Source organism: Streptomyces sp. NPDC025793 (assembly GCF_055558375.1).
The window spans coordinates 26726-45430 of record NZ_JBVHMR010000048.1; the positions used below are offsets into that span (position 1 = coordinate 26726).

Consider the following 18705-nt stretch of genomic DNA (forward strand, 5'->3'; position numbering starts at 1 on the left):
CGCCGCGTTGTCGACGGCGACCTCATGTGCCTCGACCAGTCGGCAGTCGGCCGATGCCGGCGTCGAGCAGGGCCACGCCGAGGATGGCGAGCGCCGGCTGAGGTGTGGCCGAATCCCTGGGGTGTTCCGGGGCGTACGCGAGGAAGGTGATCACCGAGGAGACGAGCAGGACCACGGCGAAGAGGTCGCTGAACTGGGCGACCAGCCTCCGCCATACGTGCCCGCGGCTTGCGGCGGGCAGTTCGTCGGAGCCGTATCGGGCTTGCCGTGCGGCGGCTTCGGCCGGAGTGAGACCACGCGGGGAACTTTCCAGAGCGGCGAAGACTTCCCGGCACCGGCAGCGAGGGGACGGGTCCAGCGGGGCACCTGGCGGGTCCCGCAGCGGCCCGGCTGGACCGCGGTATGTGCCGGTGGGCGGCTCTCGCGCAGCGCGGCCGTGGCCCGGCGGGCCCGATCAGGGCACATGCGGACCTCCGGACGCCGATGACGGCCCGGGCGGCTCTTGCAGCACGCTCCAGGCGACCGCTCCCAGGAGGTCACCCAGCCGCCGGAAGACGTCCAGGAAGAGGTCGTCGATCGTCAGCACACCGACCACCCGGCGCCCGTCGAGAACAGGGAGGCGGCGCACCCCGGTGCTGCGGAACGCCCGGTAGGCCACCTGGAGGTCGTCGTCGGCATCGACCGTGACGACCTCGGTCGACATCAGCGCGTCCACCGGTGCTTCCGGGGCCAGACCGCCGCCCATGCCGCGCAGGGCGAGGTCGCGGTCGGTGACGATGCCGCGCAACGAGTCGTCCTCCACGACGAGGACGGAGCCGACGGCGCAGTCGGCCATCCGCCCGGTCACCTCCCGCAGGGAGACGTGGGGCGTGACGCACACCGGCGGGGTGGTCATCACCTCGGAGACCTTCATGTGACTCCTCCTCGCCGTCCGGGCCCGGACCGCCCGGCTGCGCCAGGGACCCGACGGACGGCCTCAGACGCGTCCAGCACGCCGTCGACCGGTCGGCGCGGGCTCGGCCGGCCTTCGGGGCCGTAGCCGAGCCGGAGCACCCTCTGCACACGGGCCGGGGCCGACAGCGGGTCGCGTGCCGCCCACCACAGGTCCGCCCATTCCAGAGGCTGGGAGATCATCGCGGTGACCTGCCCGTCCACGGCGGCCCGGAGCAGCACCCGCTCCAGCGCCCGCCCGGCACGCAGCCGGTCCGCGGGCCCGTGACCTGTCGTGCCCGGCAGGGCGATCTGCGGGTGCTTTTCGCAGGACGCCCAGGCACGGCCCGGCATCGGCCGTCCGACGGCGACGTCACGAACGAGAGCGGCGGTACCCCGTGCGGCGGGGCCGAACGCCTCGGCCGGGATGCCGTCCGTCGGCCCTCTGCCGGCCGACGCTGCGTAAGTGTCCACTGCGCCGTCTCCACACGAATCCGTGGGGTCCAGCGACTCCCACCCCTCGGCGTCTCGCACCATCTCCAGGACCGGCCGCACGTGCCAGACCCCCGGGAACAGCAGGTGCGCCCCCTCGGCGCCGACCGCGTCGTAGGGACGCTCGCCCACAACGGCGGGGAACTCCGTGCCGGCCGGGTCGGGCAGCACCTGGACGAGCGGCCCCGGCCCCCGGTACGGCGGCCGCCGCCCGCAGCGGCGTCTGCCACGAGGGCCTTGACGGTGCGTTCGGCAACGGGTTCCGCAGACACGGCGGCCTCCCTTCGCTGCGGGGCGTGCTGGTCCCACCCGGGGAGACCGCTGCCCGTGCCGCGGACGCCGGGCCGGGCACAGCTCCCGCCACCAGCCTGTGCTCTGCGAGTCGCTCCGGGGCAGGGGCCGACCGGGCCTGACACGGGGCCGAGCGGACTTGCCTTGTCCTGCGAGGCTGTGGCCGGAACGGCGATCACGGGGCGGCGCGTCAGGTGCATCCCCCACCCTCAGCTCGGGGTTCCGCATGCCGCGCCGGAGGCAGTCGCGCAGCAGGTCAGGCCGGCGCGGATCAGTTCCTCGGTGCCGTCCAGCCGCATCCCGAGCACGACGAGTACGCACGACTGCGCCTGGCCGAGCCGCACCTTCGCATGTACCCCATCCATCTGCCCACACAGAGACGCCGTCGCGGTGTTCGTTTACGCGCCGCGCGGTCAGCCCGACGGGACCGGCTGCCCCTCGGACTCGGTCGCCAACTCGGCCGTGCACTGGTGGACTTCCGCCTCCAGGGCCGCGCCGGGCAGGTTCCAGTCGGTTTCACCGCTCTCGACGGAGGCGACGGCATTGCCGACGATCACGCAGCAATGCACGCTGCCGGTGTCCTGGGCGCTTCCGATCGGCGCCTTTGCCCTGGCGCCGTGACCGGTGTATCTGCCCGGGAGCCTGTGGGACGAAACACCGGGCGAGGGGCGGACAGGGGTTGCTGGGCAACCAGTTGACGTGCTTTCCGTTCTGTCCGATCTGGGGTACGCCCCGGCCGCTCCTCGGCTTCCGTACGCCTGGCTCCGGCCCTTCTTCTTCCGCTGTCCGGCCTGGGACGCTCCTGGGCGGAAGCGTCCTCGGAGCCGCTGCGCGGGCGGCCCGAGCCCTCGTTCCGGGGACGCTCCGCCCAGTCGCCGGCCAACCCGAACCAGGAGCATCCCATGGCGGTGTCCCGTTATCACTCCTCCGTCGACCATCTCGGCGTCACCACGCTCAAGGACAACATCGCGCCGGTCCGCGCCAGTGTGACCAGCCACCCCATCTACACGAGCTTCGGCAGCCGCCGCGACGTCGCGGTGTTCATGGAGCACCACGCATTCGCCGTGTGGGACTTCATGTCATTGCTGAAGAGCCTCCAGCAGCAGCTGACCTGCACCAGCGTGCCGTGGGTACCCAAGGGCCCTGTCGCTTCCCGCCGCCTGATCAACGAGATCACGCTGGTGGAGGAGAGTGACGAACTGGGCGAGGGATTCATCTCCCACTTCGAGCTGTACCGGGCGGCGATGGACGATGCCGGCGCCGACCCCAAACCGCTCGATGCCTTCCTGGCCCTGATCGAATCCGGAACCCCAGTCCCACGAGCCCTCGTGGACGCCGGCGCACCGCAGCCGGTGCGGGACTTCGTCGGCGCGACCTGGCACGTCATCGAGACCGCTCCGGTGCACGTGCAAGCCGCGGTGCTCGCCTTCGGGCGCGAAGATCTGATCCCGGAGATGTTCGAACAGGTCATCCGTATCCATGACGGCGACGGCATGCTGGCGAGGTTCAAGGACTACCTTCGGCGGCACATCGAGGTTGACGCCGACGAGCACACCCCCATGGCCATGCGCATGCTGGTGGACCTGTGCGGTGACGACGACCGCAAGTGGCAGGAGTGCACCCACGCAGTCCGTGAAGCTCTGCACGAGCGGGCCCGGTTCTGGAGCGACATCCTGCAGCAGATCCGCCAGGGCCGGGGCACTGCCTGACCGCGAGGACCCACCACGGCCGCGGCCGGTGACGTTCCGGCCGCAGCGCGAGTAACTCCACACTGTTCGGAGCGATGATGGACACAGCCGCCTCGCCGTCGCGTCCGGACCCTGACTTCACCGTCGAGCGGTTCGGGCCGGGGACCCGGGGGAGGGGGGAACAGCGGTGTGACGGGGCAGTCCGGCTTCGATGTCGGAGCGCACCGAGGTGGTCAGCCGCTCAAGAGCCCGGGACCGGACCGGCTGGACCGGCACGGGGTCCCAGATCCGGCGTGCCGGTTCGGGAAGTGCCGCGATGTCCTCGCGGAATCGCTCGCGGGCGTCCTGCAGGCGGTCCGGCGGACCGGTCCGCCGGCCGCCGGCCATCACCGTGTGCAGTAGTGGTCGCGCCGAGTCCGGCGGTTCCTCGCTTGCCAGCGCGATGATGTCGGGTCGGCCGGCACACCGGAAGACCTGTTTGCGGCCCGGGGCCGTGACTTTTGCCGAGGAAAGCTTCATGACCGGGCGGCCGGCATACTCGACGAGCTTGTACGCGGCGTCCAGGTACGGGGCGTCCGCGGCCACGCCCACCCGTGTGCCCACCGCGTAGATGTCGACCGGGGCGCCGGAGCGTACCAGCCGGTCCACGCCGTACTCGTCGAGTCCGCCGCTGGCCACGATCCGTACACCGGCCAGCCCGGCGGAGTCCAGGATCTCCCGCGCCCGCCGTGCGAGCGCGTCGAGGTCGCCGCTGTCCAGGCGGACGGCGCAGCCCGGGCCGAGCCGGAGAGCGGTCAGGACCCGGGCGGCCACGCGCACGCCTTCCTCGGTGTCGTAGGTGTCGACGAGGAACGTGACCGGACCGGGATGGCTCCGCGCGAAGGCACGGAAGGCCGCCTCCTCGCTCGGGAAGGCCTCGATGTACGAATGGGCCATGGTGCCCGACGCCGGGATGCCCAGGGCGGTGGCGGCGGCGACGTTGCTGGTACCGGCGAAGCCCACCAAGGCTCCCAGCCGGGCCGCCTGACAGCCGGCCCACGGACCGTGCGTCCGCCGCAGCGAGAAGTCCACGACAGACCTTCCGGCCGCGGCCAGGACACAGCGCGCCGCCTTCGACGCCACGGCCGTCTGGTGACAGACCTGGTTCAACAGGTACGTCTCGACGAGCTGGGCCTGCGGCAGCGGGGCGGTCACCTCCAGCAGCGGTTCTCCGGCGAACACCGTGTGCCCCTCCGGCACCGCCCGCACCTCGCCCTCGAAGGTGAGTCCGAGGAGCGGTTCGACATCCCGCAACGGGCGGTGCAGGGCGGCCGCGAACTCCTCGATGTCGTTCCGCTCCACGCGGTAGTCGGCCAGGAAGTCAAGTGCCGGCTCCAGACCCGCGGCGACGAGGAAGCCCCGGCCGGGTGGCAGGTCGCGGACGAAGAGGCTGAAGGTGGCCGGTGCGTACATGTCCTCCCGGAGGTAGGACAGAGCCATGGTGACTTCGTAGAGATCGGTGGTCGTGACGTCGGACATGGTGATCGCCGCCGAGCGTGGTCGTCCCTCGGTCTCCAGTCTGACCACGGGCGGACTGGGCGAAAGGGACGGGAGGGACCCCGGCATGGGCCGTTCGGCCTCAGCAACCGGGACGCGGGCGCGCTGGACTGGAGGTGCCGGCATCGGCGACCACATCGAGGAGGTACCGCGATGGCCACACTGAGACGCGCGCAGAGGTTCCCGTTCCCGGACATCCCGGACTGGTTCGAGAACCTCCCCGCCCGGTTCGCGATGCCCACCATGGGCGAGCTGTACACGGTTCGCGTCGAGGACTACACGGAGGACGACCGTTACGTGATGCGGGCGGAGCTTCCGGGCATGTCGCCCGAGAACATCGACGTCTTCATCAGCGACGGGGTGCTCACGGTCCAGGCCGAACGCACCGAGAAGGACGTGGCGAAGAACCACAGCGAGATCCGGTACGGCGTGATGAGCCGCAGCGTGACGCTGCCGCCCGGCGCCGACGAGGACGACGTCACGGCCGACTACGCCGACGGCATCCTCACGGTCCGCGTGGGCATGGGCGCCGAGAAGCCGTCGGCCAAGCACGTCGAGATCAAGCACAGCGGCTGACCGGAGCCGGCTGGACACGGCGGGCCCGGTCACGGGCCCGTCGGCGCGCGCTCGGCGGCGGTCACCCGCCTCCGTGCGCGGCGGCCCAGCGCCGCCGCACCGCTTCCTCGTGCTCGGCTTCTTCCAAGGCCAGTTCCACCGACGACAGCTCGCTCTCCAGCCGGGGGATCCAGTGGTGGCGCAGGGCGCGGACCCGCTGCCGGGTCCGTACCGCTTCGGCGGCGAGCAGTTCGGCGGCCGCCTCGTGCGCGGCGTGCTCCGCGGCGGCGCCGACAGCAGCACGGTAGGCGTCCTCGGCGTGCGCCAGCGCCGTGTTGGAGGGTGTCGGCTCCGCGGCGGAGCGAACGGGGGCGGTCCAGGCCACGGCCGCGGGATGGCGCACACCCATCAGCGCGTCCCATCGGACCTCGACGGAGGCCCGGTCTTCGGGAACCGCCTCGGCCAGCGCTCGCTCACCGCCGAGCAGCACCCCGCGCACCAGCCACGCATCGGCCTCGGCCAGCCGCTCCCGCCATGCGCGGCCGGCTTCCTCCGCCGCCCGACGCTCCACGCGCTCCCGGTCCAGCAGCAGCCGGAGCTTGCGTTCCAGCAGATCCGCTCCGCGCAGCGCGGTGGCGAGGCTGCGGCGAAGCCGCAGTCGGCCGGCGCGTCCCGCCGGTGCCCGGCGTCCCCGCTCGCTCACGTCGGCTCCTTGTGCCGCGGCGGCACGTGGGCGTCGACCAGCTCGGCGGGGATCATGCCCAGCTGGCCGGCAGGAAGGGCCGACAGGACCTCCCACGCCCGCTCCAGGGCCTCGTCCAGCGACCGGTTCTCGTCCGGTCCCTGGGCGAGGAACCGGTGCCGGAAGCCGTCCTCCAGGTCCAGAAAGCGCACGTCGGTCGGACTGAGCGCGGGCCGTCCGATCAGGTCGGCGAGCTCCCGCACCTGCCGGGAGCGGGCCAGGGCGGCGATCAACTGCGCGGCGACGGAAGGGTGATCCGCACGAGTACGCCCCGGCCCCGTTCCCTTGCGCATCAGCCGGGACAGTGAAGCCAGCGGGTCGACGGGGGGATACGTGCCGGAGGCGTGAACCTCGGCGGAGAGCACGATCTGCCCCTCCGTGATGTAGCCCGTGAGGTCCGGCACGGGGTGCGTGATGTCGCCCGCGGGCATGGTGAGTACGGGCAGGACGGTCACCGATCCGGGGCGGCCCCTGACCCTGCCGCAGCGTTCGTAGAGGGACGCGAGGTCGCTGTACAGGTATCCGGGGTACGCCCGGCGCGCCGGTATTTCGCCGCGCGCTGCGGACACTTCGCGCAGCGCCTCCGCGTAGGCCGTCATGTCGGTCATCACGACCAGGACGTGATGGCCCTCCGCGAAGGCGAGTTGCTCCGCGATGGTCAGCGCGAGCCGTGGGGTGAGCAAACGCTCGATCACCGGGTCGTCGGCCGTGTTGACGAGGAGGGCCAGTTCTCGTGCGGCGGAGCGGGCGGCCAGCCCGTCCTGCACGAACGCCGCGTCGGCGTGTGTGAGTCCCAGGCCGGCGAACACGACGGCGAACGGCTCACCACCGCACGTCGCCTGGGCCGCGATCTGCACCGCCAGCTCCAGATGCGGCAGGCCGGCCGCCGAGAACACCGGCAGTTTCTGGCCCCGTACCAACGTGGTGAGCACGTCCACGACACCGACTCCGGTCAGCACCGGCTCGTTCGGCGGTTCCCGGCGCACCGGGTTGATCGGCGCGCCGCCGACCGGCGCGTAGGCGTCGCCCAGCACCGGCGGCCCGCCGTCGGCCGGTTCGCCGCGCCCGTTGCACACCCGTCCCAGCCAGGCGGTGCCCACCGGTATGCGCAGCGGCGTCCCGGCGAAGGCGATCCGCGTGCCGGTGCGGTCCATGCCGGCCGTGTCCTCCAGCACCTGCACCACGGCGAGGTCCCGGTCCACTTCGAGGACCAGCCCGTGCCGTCGTTCACCGGAGTCGAGCACGATCGTCGCGAACTCGTCCCAGCCCACTCCCCGCACGCCTTCGACGACCACGAGCGGCCCGCGCAGTTCCCGCACGCCCGTGTACTCGACGCCCACCACGTTGTCCGTGCCGCTCATGTCACCCCCGTGAGCCTATCCAGCACGGTGTCCCGTGCGGCCGCCACCGGTGCCGTCTCGGTGGGGCCCGCGACCTCGCGGGCACGCAGGAGCGGGGTGAAGTCCACCGCTTCGACCGCGTCCGCCGGGACACCGGAACCCACCAGTTCCAGACAGCGGTCGATCACCGTCAGCGCGGCTTCCACGAGCGCGGCGGTCTTCTCGGGGGTGCTGTAGGCGTCGGCAGGTGACAGTGCGTTCTGCTGGATCACGGCCTCGCGCAGCAGCCGCCCCGCGAGCACGCTGATCCGTTCCCGGGGCGGCAGCGCCGTGATGCCCACCAGTTCCACCAGATCGGCCAGCCGGTCCGCCTCCGCCAACAGGTGCGCCACCCGCCCACGCCGCTCGGCCCGTTCGGGGTCACCGGCCCGGGCCTGCGAGGCGGTGAGCATGGGCGCATCCCGAGAGAAGGAGTCCGCCCAGGAGACGGCGGGGTAGTGCCGTGCGTAGGCGAGGTCGCGGTCCAGGCTCCACAGGCACCGTACGAAGCGTTCGGTGTGCGCGGTGACCGGCTCGGTGCGGTCGCCGCCCGGCGGGGACACGGCACCGATCACGGTGACGGAGCCGGTCGCACCGCCCAGGGTGCGTACCGCGGCGGCCCGCTCGTAGAAGGCCGCCAGTTGGGAGGCGAGCCCCGCCGGGTAGCCCTCCTCGGCGGGGAGTTCGCCCATCCTGGAGGCGAACTCGCGCAGTGCCTCCGCCCAGCGGGAGGTCGAATCGGCGATCAGGACGACGTCCAGGCCCATGTCGCGAAAGTACTCGGCGACCGTCGCGCCCGTGTGCACGCTCGCTTCGCGGGCCATCATCGGCATGTTCGAGGTGTTCGCGATGGTCACCGTGCGATCGGCCAGCCGTCCTCCGGTGCGGGGGTCGATCAGTCCCGCCAACTCCGCTATGACGTCCGCCATTTCGTTGCCGCGCTCGCCGCAGCCGACGTAGACGATCACGTCGGCGTCGCACCACTTGGCGATCTGCTGCAACAGCATGGTCTTCCCGGTGCCGAAGCCGCCCGGCACGGCGACCGTACTGCCGTGGGCCACCGGGAAGAGGAGGTCGACGGCGCGCTGCCCCGTGTGCAACGGCAGTTCCGCGGCCAACCGTGCCGCGACCGGCCGCGGCCTGCGCACCGGCCAGGACCGCGCCATCCCCACCTCGTGTCCGTCCACCACGGCGAGTACGGTCTCCGGGCGGTGATCGCCCGCTGCCGTGATCCGGTTCACCGTGCCCGAGAGGCCGGGAGGTACCAGGAGGCGGAGAGGCACACTCGCTCCGATCTCTCCGAGCGTGTCCCCGGCCGAGACCTGTGCCCCCTCGGCCACCCGGGGAGTGAACGGCCAAGTGCGCCTGTCCCGCACGGTGTTCGGTCCACCCGTCAGGAAGTCACCGGCCTCGGCCAGGGGGCGCAGCAGACCGTCGAAAACGCCGCCGAGCAGATCCGGGGCCAGCCGAACCGACAGCGGTCGTCTCTGGGGCTGCACAGGATGTCCGGGGGCCAGTCCGCCGGTGTACTCGTACGCCTGGACGGTAGCTGTGTCGCCCCGGATGGCGACCACCTCGCCCGGCAGTTCGGCGGAGCCGAGCGTGACCAGGTCGTGCATGGCGACCGAGGCGGGGCAGACGATCTCCACAAGGGGGCCGGCGACCCGAAGGATCCGTGGGTGCGATGCGTCGTCGCTCCGCGAGGGCGCCGGTCCCGTGCCCGGGGGCCGTGCGTCTGCCCCGTGGCCGCGTCGTGTGGTCACGTCGGTGCCCACAGTGACTCGGCTCGCGCACCCAGCCGGTCCAGGGCGCGGTGGGCGAGGGCGTCCGCCGAGAGATCGACCCGGCGGCCGGGCACTTCGGCGGTCACCCCGCCCTCCGCGGCAACCGAGACCTGTGCGTGCGGGCCCAGTACGGCTCGTGCCGTCTCGGCGAGCCGGGCCTCAAGCATGGCGTCCTCCGCCAGCGCCCGACCCACGCCGGCGCGGACCGAGGTCCTCAGCTCCGCGTAGGCCTCGGCTCGCGCCGCGAGCTCCACCGCCCAGGCCTCCCGCACCGCCCGCACCCGCTCCCGCTCCGCTGCGGCGGCGCCGTCGCCCTCGCCGAGTTCCCGCGCCCGTGCCAGCACCTGCTCAGCCGTCGCACGGGCGGTGCGCAGGGTCTCGTCCGCCTCGGCCCGTGCACGATCCCGGACGGCGTCGGCCGAGGCGCGTGCAGCACGCAGCAACTGCGCGCGCACGGGGTCCAACGCGTCCACCGGCGCGGTCATCCGGGCATCACCACCGTCAGCGGCCGCGACGGGGCAGGGCCGATGGGCCCGGCCCCCAGCGCTTCGGCGGCCTCCGCGGTCAGAATCACGAGGCCGGCCGTGCCGGGAAGCCCCCGCCAAGCCTGCCGGACGGCCTGCGCATCCTCCGCGACGAGGACGTCGACTCCTGCCAGGGCCAGCCCGCACACGCTGGTCCATGCCCCGATGGCGGCCACGGTGCCCATCGTCAGGCCTTTCCGATCAACAGGATCGCGACCACCAGCCCGTACACGGCGATGCCCTCCGCCAGACCGACGATCACCATCGCACGACCGAACATCTCGGGGCGTTCGCTCAGCGCCGCCAGTGCCGCGGCGCCCGTGTAGGCCACGGCGATGGCGGCCCCGATCGAGGCCCCGGCCACCGCGATGGCCGCCCCGATCAGCGCGGACCCGTTGACCCCGCCGGACGTCGCAGCCTGCGCCGACGCCCGCGCGGGGCTCGCCAGCGCCGTGGCCAGGACGACACCGGCGCCGACCAGAAGGGCCAGGTTCGTCGCCAGGAGCCAGCGGAAGGCGTGTCTGGCCCGGCGCCGCCGCAGGAGCCGGGAGGCGACGAGCACCGCGACCAGGACCGGCAGGACGATCAGCCAGGTGAGCATGGGATCACCTTCGCAGCGTGGGCGGCGGGCTCCGCCGGAGGAACGTGCCAGGGACGGAAGGGACGGCCCTCGGTGCCGAAGACCCGGGAGAAGAGCTCGTAGAACTCAAGCCGCAGGGCCTGCACACCGGCCACGAGGGCCTCCAGGCCGAACGAGACGGCCGTACCCACCGTGAACAGCAGGACGGCGCCGACGGTTCCCGCGGCGCCGCGCCCGGCCAGCCCTGCGGTGCCGCGCCACACCAGACCGGCGAGCGCCGCGTGGGTGAGACCGAAGGCCGCGAGCCGGGCGAACGACAGAGTGTTGGTACCTGTGCGCACGACGACGTCGAACAGCTGGACCGCCGTCTCGGCACATCCCGCGCCGCCGCCCGCCGTGGCCCTGAACAGTCCGAGGGCCACCAGCGTCAGCCCGGCCAGGGCGACAGCGGCCCCGGCGAGGGCCGCCGCCGGCCGGTGCAGGAGCAGGCCGGCCGCGACCGAGGCGAGCCCCAGGTAGAACAGCAGGCCGGCGCAGCCCGAGGCTGCCAACAGTGCTGCCCCCCAACCGTCCTCACGGACACGGTTGGCCGCGCCGGCCGCATGCGCGGCGGCGAGCAGTGCGGCCCCGAAGACCACGGCGGCGGCCAGCAGGCGGGCCGGATCGGTCAGCGGGCTCAGCCACAGCACCGGCAGCAGCCCGGTCGGGCCGAAGAACTCCCCGTAGGCGGCGCCCGCGAGCATGGACGCGACACCCGCGCCCGCCAGGAACGGCCAAAGCCGCCTCAGCCCGGCCAGGCGGCGGGGCCACCCGTGGCGGAGCCCGAGCGCGCCGAGCAACAGCAGCGCCCCGTGCCCCACGTCGCCGAACATGATTCCGAACATCGCGACGTAGCAGAGACCCGCCGGCCACGAGGGGTCCAGGTCCGCGTACGCCGGTGTGCCGTAGGTCGTCACCAACGGGGTGAAGGAGACGGACCGGCCCGGCCGCAGCAGCGTCGGCGGATCGGTGCCGCGAGGGAGCGGCAGCGGCAGCAGCGCGCCACCCGCGGCGGCCAGTCGGCCGGCGACGCGGGGTACTTCGGCGGCGGGGCACCACCCGGCCAGCGCGGCCACCTCTCCGCGCCGTACGGCGCCTTCCGCGCGCTCCTCCAACTGGGCCTCCCCGGCGAGCAGTTCGACATCGCGGCGCTGTTCGAGCAGGTCGAGGTCGGGCGCGGTGGCGGTCAGTGCGGCCGAAGCGGCTGTTTCGGCCCCGCCCGTCGTGGCCGCTCCGCACAGCCGCCGCAGTCGCATCGCCGCCGCGCCCGGAACCGGCTCCTCGACGCGGTCCAGTTCCACGCAACCGGTCTCGGCGATCCGCACCAGGGCGGCACGCAGAGCCTCCTGTGGCACGATCACCGCCACCCGACGCATCCGGACCGGTGTCATCGCCTCAGACCAGGGCATCGAACGCCTCCCCGAGCCGTCCTCCCCGGGCCGCCGACTCCAGGGCCGCCCGCACCTGCCAGGCGTCCACGGAGAGCACCGCGATCGCGCCGACCACGACTCGGGGTCCGTACCCGCCGTCGCGCAGCATGGTCGCGCCGTCGGCGCCCATGGTCCGCCACCAGCGGGCCTCGGCCTTCCACAGCGCGGCCGGCTCCGCCACGTCCGCCAGGACCCAACCGGCCGCGGCGGGCAGATGCTCACGGAACTGCCGATACGAGGCGGCGGTCGACGCCCGCGCCCCGAGGAGCCGTGCCGCGTCACGCCGCACAGGTCCCGGCAGGGAGCGCTGATGTACGAACAGTTCACGGGCCGTCAGCAACGCCGCGCGACCCTGGGCCCAGCGGCGTGCGGGCGGTACGGCGACGGCGGTGCGCCTCGCGGCGGCCATGCGCAGGCCCGTGATCAAGGCCCATGACGTGTCACCACCCGGATCGCCCCAGGGCGAGGAGGTGAGTGCGGCCCTCAGTTCCGCCGGCGTCCCGGCGCGCTCCAGAATCCGCCAGGCAGTCTCCAGCGCCCCGAGCCGGTACGGCTCCGGAGCCTGCGCGCGGTAACCGTACAGCGCGGGCAGCAGGGAGACCACGTTGGCGATCTCGAATCCGGCGGCCAGCGGAATGAGCAGGCGGGCACCGCCCCGGGGCAGCCAGCCGGCCAGCACCCGCAGATGCCACACCAGAGTGGCGGTCACCGCGCGCTGGGCCCCGGGCAGGCCGACCGCCGTCCGCGAGTACCGCGCGTACGGAGTCGCCGCCAAGCTTCGCAGCGCATCGTCGAGCGTGCGACAAGACGCGATCTCCCGTGCTCCGGCCGCACCCGGGTACCGGACGACGAGAGCCTTGGCCCGCACCGCCCCGGCGACCCACCCGGCACTCACGGCGCCTCGCCTGTGCCCCGGCCGCCGGCCAGGCGCAGCACGTCGGCCACCGCACGGTCCACCAGACCCGGCATTCGCTGCCGGGCCCGTTCCCTGACCGCCGCAGCGGCCCGTTCTCCGGCGGCGCGTACGGCGTCTGCTTCCGTCCGGGCTTCGCGGAGGCGGGGTTCCGCGGCTCGGCGGCGGACCTCGGGAGCACCTTCCTGAGCGGCCGCAACGATGCATGCCGCCTCCCGTGCGGCATCCTGCCGCACGGTCTCGGCCGCCTCGTCCGCCGCGGCCCGGATCCGTGCCGCCTCCCGCTGCGCATCCGTCAGCTGCGCGAGGGCGGGCTCCAGTTCGGCGGCGCGTTCCGCCGCACGGTCGGCGGGTACGCCGGTGGCGGACGCACCTGGTGTCCCCGCCGGACGGAACCGCTCCAAGAAGTCCCGCAGGCTCATCGGCGGCCTCCCGCGGTCGGCTGCTCCTTCAGTCTCGCCGTTCCCGCCCCGCTTCGCACCGGAAGGGGCCGTCACGCCGTTCCACCAGGGCCGTTCGGCTCTTGGCAGGGATGGCAGGAGAGCAAGACTGGGACGGTAGGCGATGCGACGGAGTCGGGAGGCCGCCGTGAACAAGCACGAGAACTTCGCCGCGGAGGCAGCGGCCCGGCGAGCCCTGCCCTCCCGCCGCTGGAGCCCCGGCGAGACGGCGCGGCAGGACATGCTGATCCGCTACCTGGGCGCCGTGGCCGCCGCCGCGGCCGCACAGGCACGCGCCGAGGGGCAGGCCCCGGCAGACGCCGCCGCCCGCCCGGCGCCGGTGGCCGCCTCGCCCCCGCAACCGCCTTCGCCGCCCGAAGCAGGGATCCCCTTGGTGCGGGACGTGATGGACGTGCCCGCCGCCTCCGTGCCCGACGACCTGCCGTACCGCGAGGTCGCCCGCCTGCTGGCCCGCGAACAGGTCGGGGCCGCCCCGGTCGTGGATCCCGAGGACCAGGTGATCGGCGTCGTCTCGGAGTCCGATCTGCTCGCGAAGGTCGCCTTCGAGGCCTCCGGCCACCGGGTCGGACGTATCGGCAGGCTGCGTGAGCGACGGCTGGAAGGCAAGGCCCGCGGCGAGACGGCGGCCGACCTGATGACGAGCCCCGCGATCACGGTGCTTCCCGGTGCGACCGTCGCCGAGGCCGCCTGGCTTGCCGCCCTGTCCCGGCTGAAGAGGCTTCCGGTCACTGACCGCGAGGGCCGTCTGGTCGGGGTCGTGCGCCGCAATGCACTGTTGCAGGCCCTCATCAGGGACGACGCCGGAATCCGGGCGGAGGTCGAGGCCAGGATCGAGGCCTGCTGTCCGCCGGGCGACCGGGAGGCCGTGTCGGTGGCCGTGCACGACGGCATCGTGGAGCTGACGGGCCGGATGCCTCCGGCCGGCTCGGCGCGGCTGGTGGCAGAGGTGGAGAACATCGCCGACGTCGTCGAGGTGAAGAACCTCATTAGCGCCGTCTGACCCTCGACCGCCGTCCGCTCCCTCCCCGCGATCAGCCCTCGCTGCCGGGCAGGCGGATGTCGAGGCCAGAGCAGGACCCGCTCCGCGTGTTCCTCTCGTCCCTCGGACGATCACCACGCGCCCGCACACACTGGGGCCTGTCGTCATATTCCCGTCGTCCGCCCGAAGGGCGGGCCGCGTGCCAGACGTCGCACGGCAGGCGGGAATCTGACGACAGGCCCTAGCTAGGGCCGACCGGCTCCTCCACCCACCCCACGGTCGTCGCGCACCACGTCGAACTGAACGTCCACGACGCCCTCGACGGCCCGCACCAGACGCGCTGCCACCGGGACCAGAGCGCTGTCACGGACGCGGCCCGTCAGGGTGACGACACCGTCGTGCACCTCCACCTGCACGGCCGCGGACGGCAGGGGGAACAGGTACGACACGATCTCGCGCCGGACCTCCTCGGCGATGTCCTCGTCGTCGCGCAGGAAGACCTTGAGCAGGTCGGCCCGGCTGACGACGCCCGCCAGCAGACCGCCCCCGTCCACCACGGGCAGTCTCTTGACCCCCGCCCGCGCCATGATGCGCGCGGCCTCGGCGAGGGTGGCGCCGGCCCGGACCGTGACAGCGGGGGAGGACATGAGGTCGCCCGCGGTCAGGGCGTCGGCCTTCGCCACGTCGACGGGCTGACGCAGCCGCAGGTAGCCCGCATCGGGGTCGTCCCGGAGCTCCTCCTTCGTCAGCAGATCGGCCTCGGACACCACACCCACCACCCGTCCCTCGCCCTCGATCACGGGGAGAGCGCTGACCTGCCGGTCCTGCATCAGCTGCGCCACCTCCTTGAAGGGAGCCCGTCGGCCGACGGCGGCGACCGTCTGGGTCATGACGTCGCTGACGATGTGCGGGGTGCCGTACATGATCCCTCCATGAGCTCTGCGTCGGCCCTGCCATCACCAGCCTGTGCCGGAGCGGGAGTGGCGGCCAGGGGCCATCCGACCCGGGCGAGCCGTGCGACTTCGCGACGTCCGGCTGCCCGGACATGGGCGATGGTCAGTGGTCGCGGCACCACGTCCGGTACGCGGCCACCGCCGTCGGCATGGTCGGGAAAATGCGGTCGGCGCCGACGGACTCGGCGAGGCCGTACGCCTCCAGGTCGTCCAGCAGGTCCTGCTTGACGCGGGCGAGGGCGAACACGATGCCGCGGCCCGTGAGGTCGCGGCGCAGGGCGTCGACGGCGTCCAGCGCCGTGATGTCCACCTCGACATTGGCCTCGGTGTTCAGGACGAACCAGCGAACCGGCTCGGTCTGTTCGTCAACGGCGGCCAGCGCCCGGCGGTGGAAGTCCTCCGCGTTGGCGAAGAACAGGGGCGAGTCGTAGCGGTACACCAGCAGGCCGGGGATCGTGCGCGCCTGCGGATAGTCGTCGACGTCGTGCATGCCGGCCACCCCGGGCACCAGCCCCTCGATCGCGTCGTGCGGCCGGGCCACCCGGGTCAGCAACTCGGCGACCGACAGGCCGACCGCGACGAGCACGCCGTAGAGGATGTCCAGGGCGAGCACGCCCGCGAGGCAGCCGAGGGCGAGGAGCAGCTCGCGGCGGCGGAACGACGCGAGTCGGCGGAAGCCGGCGAGGTCGATCATGCGCGCCGCGGCATAGACGACGAGTGCCCCGAGGACAGCCGCCGGGGTACGGGTCAGCAGCGGGCTGAGGAACAGCAGCACGGCCAGGACGACCGCACCGGCGACCAGTGAGTACGCCTGGCTGCGAGCGCCCGCGGAAGAAGCGAGCGCGGTGCGGCTGGCGCTGCTGCTGACGGGGAAGCCGTGCAGCACGCCGGCGCCCAGGTTGGCCGCGCCCAGGGCCAGGAACTCGCGGTTGGCGTCGAGCGGGCCCGGCGCGCCGCCGGGATCCGAGAATGCCCGAGCGGTGAGGATGAAGTCGGTGTACGCGACGAGCAGCACGCCGAGGGCGGGCAGCACCAGGCGCGGCAACACGGTCAGGTCGGGGAGGGCCGGGGACGGAACACCGGACGGCACCGTACCGATCACCTCGACGCCGTACCGGCGGTCGAGGCTGAGGGCGACGACGACCGCCGTACCGAGAATCACGGCGATCAGGGGTCCGGGAAGCCCGGGGACGAAGCGGGCCACGGCCACGAGAAACCCCAGCGCGGTGGCGGAGAGGATCAGGGTCGCGGGGTGAATCTGCGACAGGTGCGTGAAGAACGACCACAGCTGCGGAAAGAACTCCGAGCTGTTGGTCCGCACGCCCGTGAGCCGGGGCAACTGGTCCACCGCCATGATCAGCGCCACGCCCGCGAGATAGCCGATCAGGACCGGGCGCGAGAGCAGATCCGCGAGAAAACCCAGCCGGACCGTCCGGGCCGCCAGGCACAACATCCCCACCGTGACGGCGAGGCCCGCCGCCAGCGAGGCGTAGCGACCGGGAGCGCCGCCGGCGAGCGGGCCGACCACCGTGGCCGTCATCAGCGCTGTCGTGGACTCAGGGCCGACGGACAGCAGACGCGAGGAGCCGAACAGCGCGTACATCGCCAGCGCCGGAAGGATCGCCCAGAGCCCGGCGACCGGCGGCAGGCCGGCGACGCCCGCGTACGCCATGACCTGCGGCACCAGGTACGCGGCCACCGTCACGCCCGCGATCAGATCACCTCTGAGCCCACCCCGTGGGCGGACGCACAGCGTGCCGAGCCGGGGCATCAGGGAGGCCCTCCCCGGCAACCGTCTGCCCGAGCCCTCGGTCATGCGCTCGTCCTCCGCCGTTCGCTCCCAGGATCCACCGTCGCACGGACCTCGCAAGCCGCCGCCTCCGCGCCTTCCTCGCCCCGTAGGTCGATCGGTCCCGTTCAGGGTCGTCCGGCCCATGACCCGAGCCGCGACCACGTCGTCACGCTGGAACCGAATCCTCACCGGGAGGTGGAGGCCATGTCCCGTACCGTCACCGTCGGTCTCGACGGATCGCCCGAGAGCCGGGCCGCCGTCGAGTGGGCGACGCGCGAAGCGCTGCTGCGCGGCCTGCCGTTGAAGATCGTGCATGTTCAGGAGCCACTGCCCAGGCACGTGGCCCAGGCCCCGCCGCCGGGTTCCGAGACCCACCGGCGCTGGAGCGAACAGCTGCCGGTCCAGGCCGCGGAAGGCGTCCGTCTCCAGCACCCGGGCATCGAGGTGCGCACCGAGCAGCTCACCGGAACCGTGGCCGACATCCTGTGCGAGGCGGCCGGCTTCGCCGATCTGCTGGTGCTGGGCTCGCGCGGCTTCGGCGGCGTGGGCGGGTTCCTGGTCGGCTCGGTGAGCCTGGCCGTCGTGGCGCGCGCGGAACGGCCGGTGGTGCTCGTGCGGGCCGGGGAACAGGCCGCCGACGAACACAGGACCGACCCTGCGGGTGTGCCGTCCGCTGCGACGCCCTTCCGGCCTGTCGTGCTCGGCCTCGACGTCGATCACCCGGACGACACGCTGCTGGAATTCGCCTTCGACGCCGCAGCGCGCAGGCAAGCGCCTCTGCGGGCCGTGCATGTCTGGCCCGAGCCGCCCACCTCGTTCTACCGCTTCCCCGGCGACGCCGAACTCTACGACTCGCTGGAGCGGGAGCAGGCCGCAGCCCTGACCGACGCCCTGCGCCCCTGGCGGCAGAAGTTCCCGGCCGTCGAAGTGATCGAGGCGAGCCGGTGCGGCAGCGCCGCGCAGGTCCTCGTCAACGCCGCCCGCGACGCCTCCCTGGCCGTCGTCGGCCGCCGCATCCGCACCGGTTCCTTCGGCACGCACATCGGCCATGTCACCCATGCCGCCCTGCACCACATCACCGCCCCCGTCGCCGTCGTCGCGCACGGCTGACGCATCCCGCAAGGGACGTGAGCAGGATGGACCTCTCGATCGTCGTCGGCGTCGACGGTTCCGAGCCGAGCCTGAGAGCGGTGGACTGGGCGGCCGAGGAGGCCGCCCTGCGCGGAGCGGAGCTCCGACTGGTGTACGCGTCCTTGTGGGAGCGCCATGAGGGCGGGCTCTTCGCACATGACGAGGGCAAGCCGTCGCAGGACGTGACGGGGGAGGACATCGTCGCCACCGCCGAGAGCCGGGTCCGTCGTCGTCGGCCGGATGTGCGGGTCGCCACCGACCTGCCTCCTGAGGCCCCGGAGTACGCGCTCGTGCGGGAGAGCCGGAGGGCCCCTCGCGGTGGTCATGGGCTGCCGTGGCCGCAGCAGCGTGACGGAGGCGGTGCTGGGCTCCGTCAGCGTCATGGTGGCGGCGCACGCGCACTGCCCGGTGCTAGTACTGCAACCGCATCTGGGGGTTGTGCCCTCGACGTTTGTAGTGGGAGCGGCGGGCTCGTGCCTGGCTGTGTCTACGGAAGTGTGACCAGC

20 protein-coding genes and 3 pseudogenes are annotated in these 18705 nt (G+C 73.0%); 5 read left to right on the plus strand and 18 right to left on the minus strand.

Annotated elements, in window-relative coordinates; genetic code table 11:
- Nucleotides 1–22 precede the first annotated feature (22 nt).
- From ACZ4MF_RS42110 to ACZ4MF_RS42135, 6 genes and pseudogenes are all read right to left on the minus strand, one after another.
- Complete coding sequence (locus ACZ4MF_RS42110; protein ID WP_467498754.1) at nt 23–175, minus strand: hypothetical protein; 153 nt, start codon at nt 173–175, stop codon at nt 23–25.
- 33 nt (nt 176–208) lie between these two features.
- Nucleotides 209–382: pseudogene (locus ACZ4MF_RS42115) on the minus strand (cation-transporting P-type ATPase); the annotation flags it as partial.
- Between the two features lie 72 nt (nt 383–454).
- Nucleotides 455–913 carry a CBS domain-containing protein gene (locus ACZ4MF_RS42120; RefSeq protein WP_467498756.1) on the minus strand — a complete coding sequence of 153 codons (459 nt, stop codon included), beginning with the start codon at nt 911–913 and terminating at the stop codon, nt 455–457.
- A complete protein-coding gene (locus tag ACZ4MF_RS42125) occupies nt 910–1593 on the minus strand; it encodes a hypothetical protein (RefSeq protein WP_467498800.1) in 684 nt (227 codons plus the stop codon). The genes ACZ4MF_RS42120 and ACZ4MF_RS42125 overlap by 4 nt, the downstream gene beginning before the upstream one ends.
- Before the next feature lie 318 nt (nt 1594–1911).
- Nucleotides 1912–2075, minus strand: a pseudogene (locus ACZ4MF_RS42130) (IS256 family transposase); the annotation flags it as partial.
- Nucleotides 2076–2126: 51 nt separating this feature from the next.
- Complete coding sequence (locus tag ACZ4MF_RS42135; protein WP_467498758.1) at nt 2127–2270, minus strand: hypothetical protein; 144 nt, start codon at nt 2268–2270, stop codon at nt 2127–2129.
- Nucleotides 2271–2615: 345 nt separating this feature from the next.
- On the opposite strand from ACZ4MF_RS42135, the gene ACZ4MF_RS42140 reads away from it, so the two are divergent.
- Complete coding sequence (locus ACZ4MF_RS42140; RefSeq protein ID WP_467498760.1) at nt 2616–3422, plus strand: DUF3050 domain-containing protein; 807 nt, start codon at nt 2616–2618, stop codon at nt 3420–3422.
- A gap of 117 nt (nt 3423–3539) precedes the next feature.
- Here ACZ4MF_RS42140 and ACZ4MF_RS42145 read toward each other — a convergent pair whose 3' ends face one another.
- Entirely contained in the window at nt 3540–4919 is a 1380-nt protein-coding gene (locus tag ACZ4MF_RS42145; protein ID WP_467498762.1) for a nicotinate phosphoribosyltransferase, read from the minus strand.
- Between the two features lie 171 nt (nt 4920–5090).
- Between ACZ4MF_RS42145 and ACZ4MF_RS42150 the strand changes: the two genes are divergently transcribed.
- Nucleotides 5091–5513 carry an Hsp20/alpha crystallin family protein gene (locus tag ACZ4MF_RS42150; RefSeq protein WP_467498764.1) on the plus strand — a complete coding sequence of 141 codons (423 nt, stop codon included), beginning with the start codon at nt 5091–5093 and terminating at the stop codon, nt 5511–5513.
- Nucleotides 5514–5574: 61 nt separating this feature from the next.
- On the opposite strand, the gene ACZ4MF_RS42155 is transcribed toward ACZ4MF_RS42150, so the two are convergent.
- The 9 genes from ACZ4MF_RS42155 to ACZ4MF_RS42195 all read right to left on the minus strand — a co-directional run bounded on the left by ACZ4MF_RS42155 (nt 5575) and on the right by ACZ4MF_RS42195 (nt 13305).
- A complete protein-coding gene (locus ACZ4MF_RS42155; RefSeq protein ID WP_467498766.1) occupies nt 5575–6195 on the minus strand; it encodes a V-type ATP synthase subunit D in 621 nt (206 codons plus the stop codon).
- The gene (locus ACZ4MF_RS42160; protein WP_467498768.1) at nt 6192–7595 is read right to left on the minus strand and encodes a V-type ATP synthase subunit B; all 1404 of its coding nucleotides are present in this window, start codon (nt 7593–7595) and stop codon (nt 6192–6194) included. The genes ACZ4MF_RS42155 and ACZ4MF_RS42160 overlap by 4 nt, the downstream gene beginning before the upstream one ends.
- On the minus strand, nt 7592–9388 hold the full coding sequence (locus ACZ4MF_RS42165; RefSeq protein WP_467498770.1) for a V-type ATP synthase subunit A: 1797 nt from the start codon (nt 9386–9388) through the stop codon (nt 7592–7594). The genes ACZ4MF_RS42160 and ACZ4MF_RS42165 overlap by 4 nt, the downstream gene beginning before the upstream one ends.
- Nucleotides 9373–9882, minus strand: a complete 510-nt coding sequence (locus tag ACZ4MF_RS42170) for a hypothetical protein (RefSeq protein WP_467498772.1) — start codon at nt 9880–9882, stop codon at nt 9373–9375. Before ACZ4MF_RS42170 ends, ACZ4MF_RS42165 begins: the two co-directional genes overlap by 16 nt.
- Nucleotides 9879–10106 (minus strand): hypothetical protein, encoded by a 228-nt coding sequence (locus ACZ4MF_RS42175; protein ID WP_467498774.1) that lies wholly within the window; start codon nt 10104–10106, stop codon nt 9879–9881. The genes ACZ4MF_RS42170 and ACZ4MF_RS42175 overlap by 4 nt, the downstream gene beginning before the upstream one ends.
- A gap of 2 nt (nt 10107–10108) precedes the next feature.
- The gene (locus tag ACZ4MF_RS42180) at nt 10109–10522 is read right to left on the minus strand and encodes an ATP synthase subunit C (RefSeq protein WP_467498776.1); all 414 of its coding nucleotides are present in this window, start codon (nt 10520–10522) and stop codon (nt 10109–10111) included.
- Nucleotides 10507–11949: a V-type ATPase 116kDa subunit family protein gene (locus tag ACZ4MF_RS42185; RefSeq protein WP_467498778.1), complete on the minus strand. Its 1443-nt coding sequence runs from the start codon at nt 11947–11949 to the stop codon at nt 10507–10509. Before ACZ4MF_RS42185 ends, ACZ4MF_RS42180 begins: the two co-directional genes overlap by 16 nt.
- Nucleotides 11936–12745: a hypothetical protein gene (locus ACZ4MF_RS42190; RefSeq protein ID WP_467498780.1), complete on the minus strand. Its 810-nt coding sequence runs from the start codon at nt 12743–12745 to the stop codon at nt 11936–11938. Before ACZ4MF_RS42190 ends, ACZ4MF_RS42185 begins: the two co-directional genes overlap by 14 nt.
- A gap of 116 nt (nt 12746–12861) precedes the next feature.
- Nucleotides 12862–13305, minus strand: coding sequence for a hypothetical protein (locus ACZ4MF_RS42195; RefSeq protein WP_467498782.1), 444 nt, complete (start codon nt 13303–13305; stop codon nt 12862–12864).
- A 166-nt stretch (nt 13306–13471) separates the two neighbouring features.
- Between ACZ4MF_RS42195 and ACZ4MF_RS42200 the strand changes: the two genes are divergently transcribed.
- The gene (locus tag ACZ4MF_RS42200; protein WP_467498784.1) at nt 13472–14344 is read left to right on the plus strand and encodes a CBS domain-containing protein; all 873 of its coding nucleotides are present in this window, start codon (nt 13472–13474) and stop codon (nt 14342–14344) included.
- A 224-nt stretch (nt 14345–14568) separates the two neighbouring features.
- Here the strand turns inward: ACZ4MF_RS42200 and ACZ4MF_RS42205 are convergent, their stop codons facing one another.
- Both ACZ4MF_RS42205 and ACZ4MF_RS42210 read right to left on the minus strand, forming a co-directional pair.
- Nucleotides 14569–15246, minus strand: coding sequence for a CBS domain-containing protein (locus ACZ4MF_RS42205; protein WP_467498786.1), 678 nt, complete (start codon nt 15244–15246; stop codon nt 14569–14571).
- Between the two features lie 133 nt (nt 15247–15379).
- On the minus strand, nt 15380–17092 hold the full coding sequence (locus tag ACZ4MF_RS42210; RefSeq protein WP_467498788.1) for a SulP family inorganic anion transporter: 1713 nt from the start codon (nt 17090–17092) through the stop codon (nt 15380–15382).
- 180 nt (nt 17093–17272) lie between these two features.
- On the opposite strand from ACZ4MF_RS42210, the gene ACZ4MF_RS42215 reads away from it, so the two are divergent.
- A complete protein-coding gene (locus ACZ4MF_RS42215) occupies nt 17273–18178 on the plus strand; it encodes a universal stress protein (RefSeq protein ID WP_467498790.1) in 906 nt (301 codons plus the stop codon).
- Nucleotides 18179–18204: 26 nt separating this feature from the next.
- Nucleotides 18205–18622 (plus strand): annotated as a pseudogene (locus tag ACZ4MF_RS42220) (universal stress protein); the annotation flags it as partial.
- Between the last annotated feature and the right edge of the window lie 83 nt (nt 18623–18705).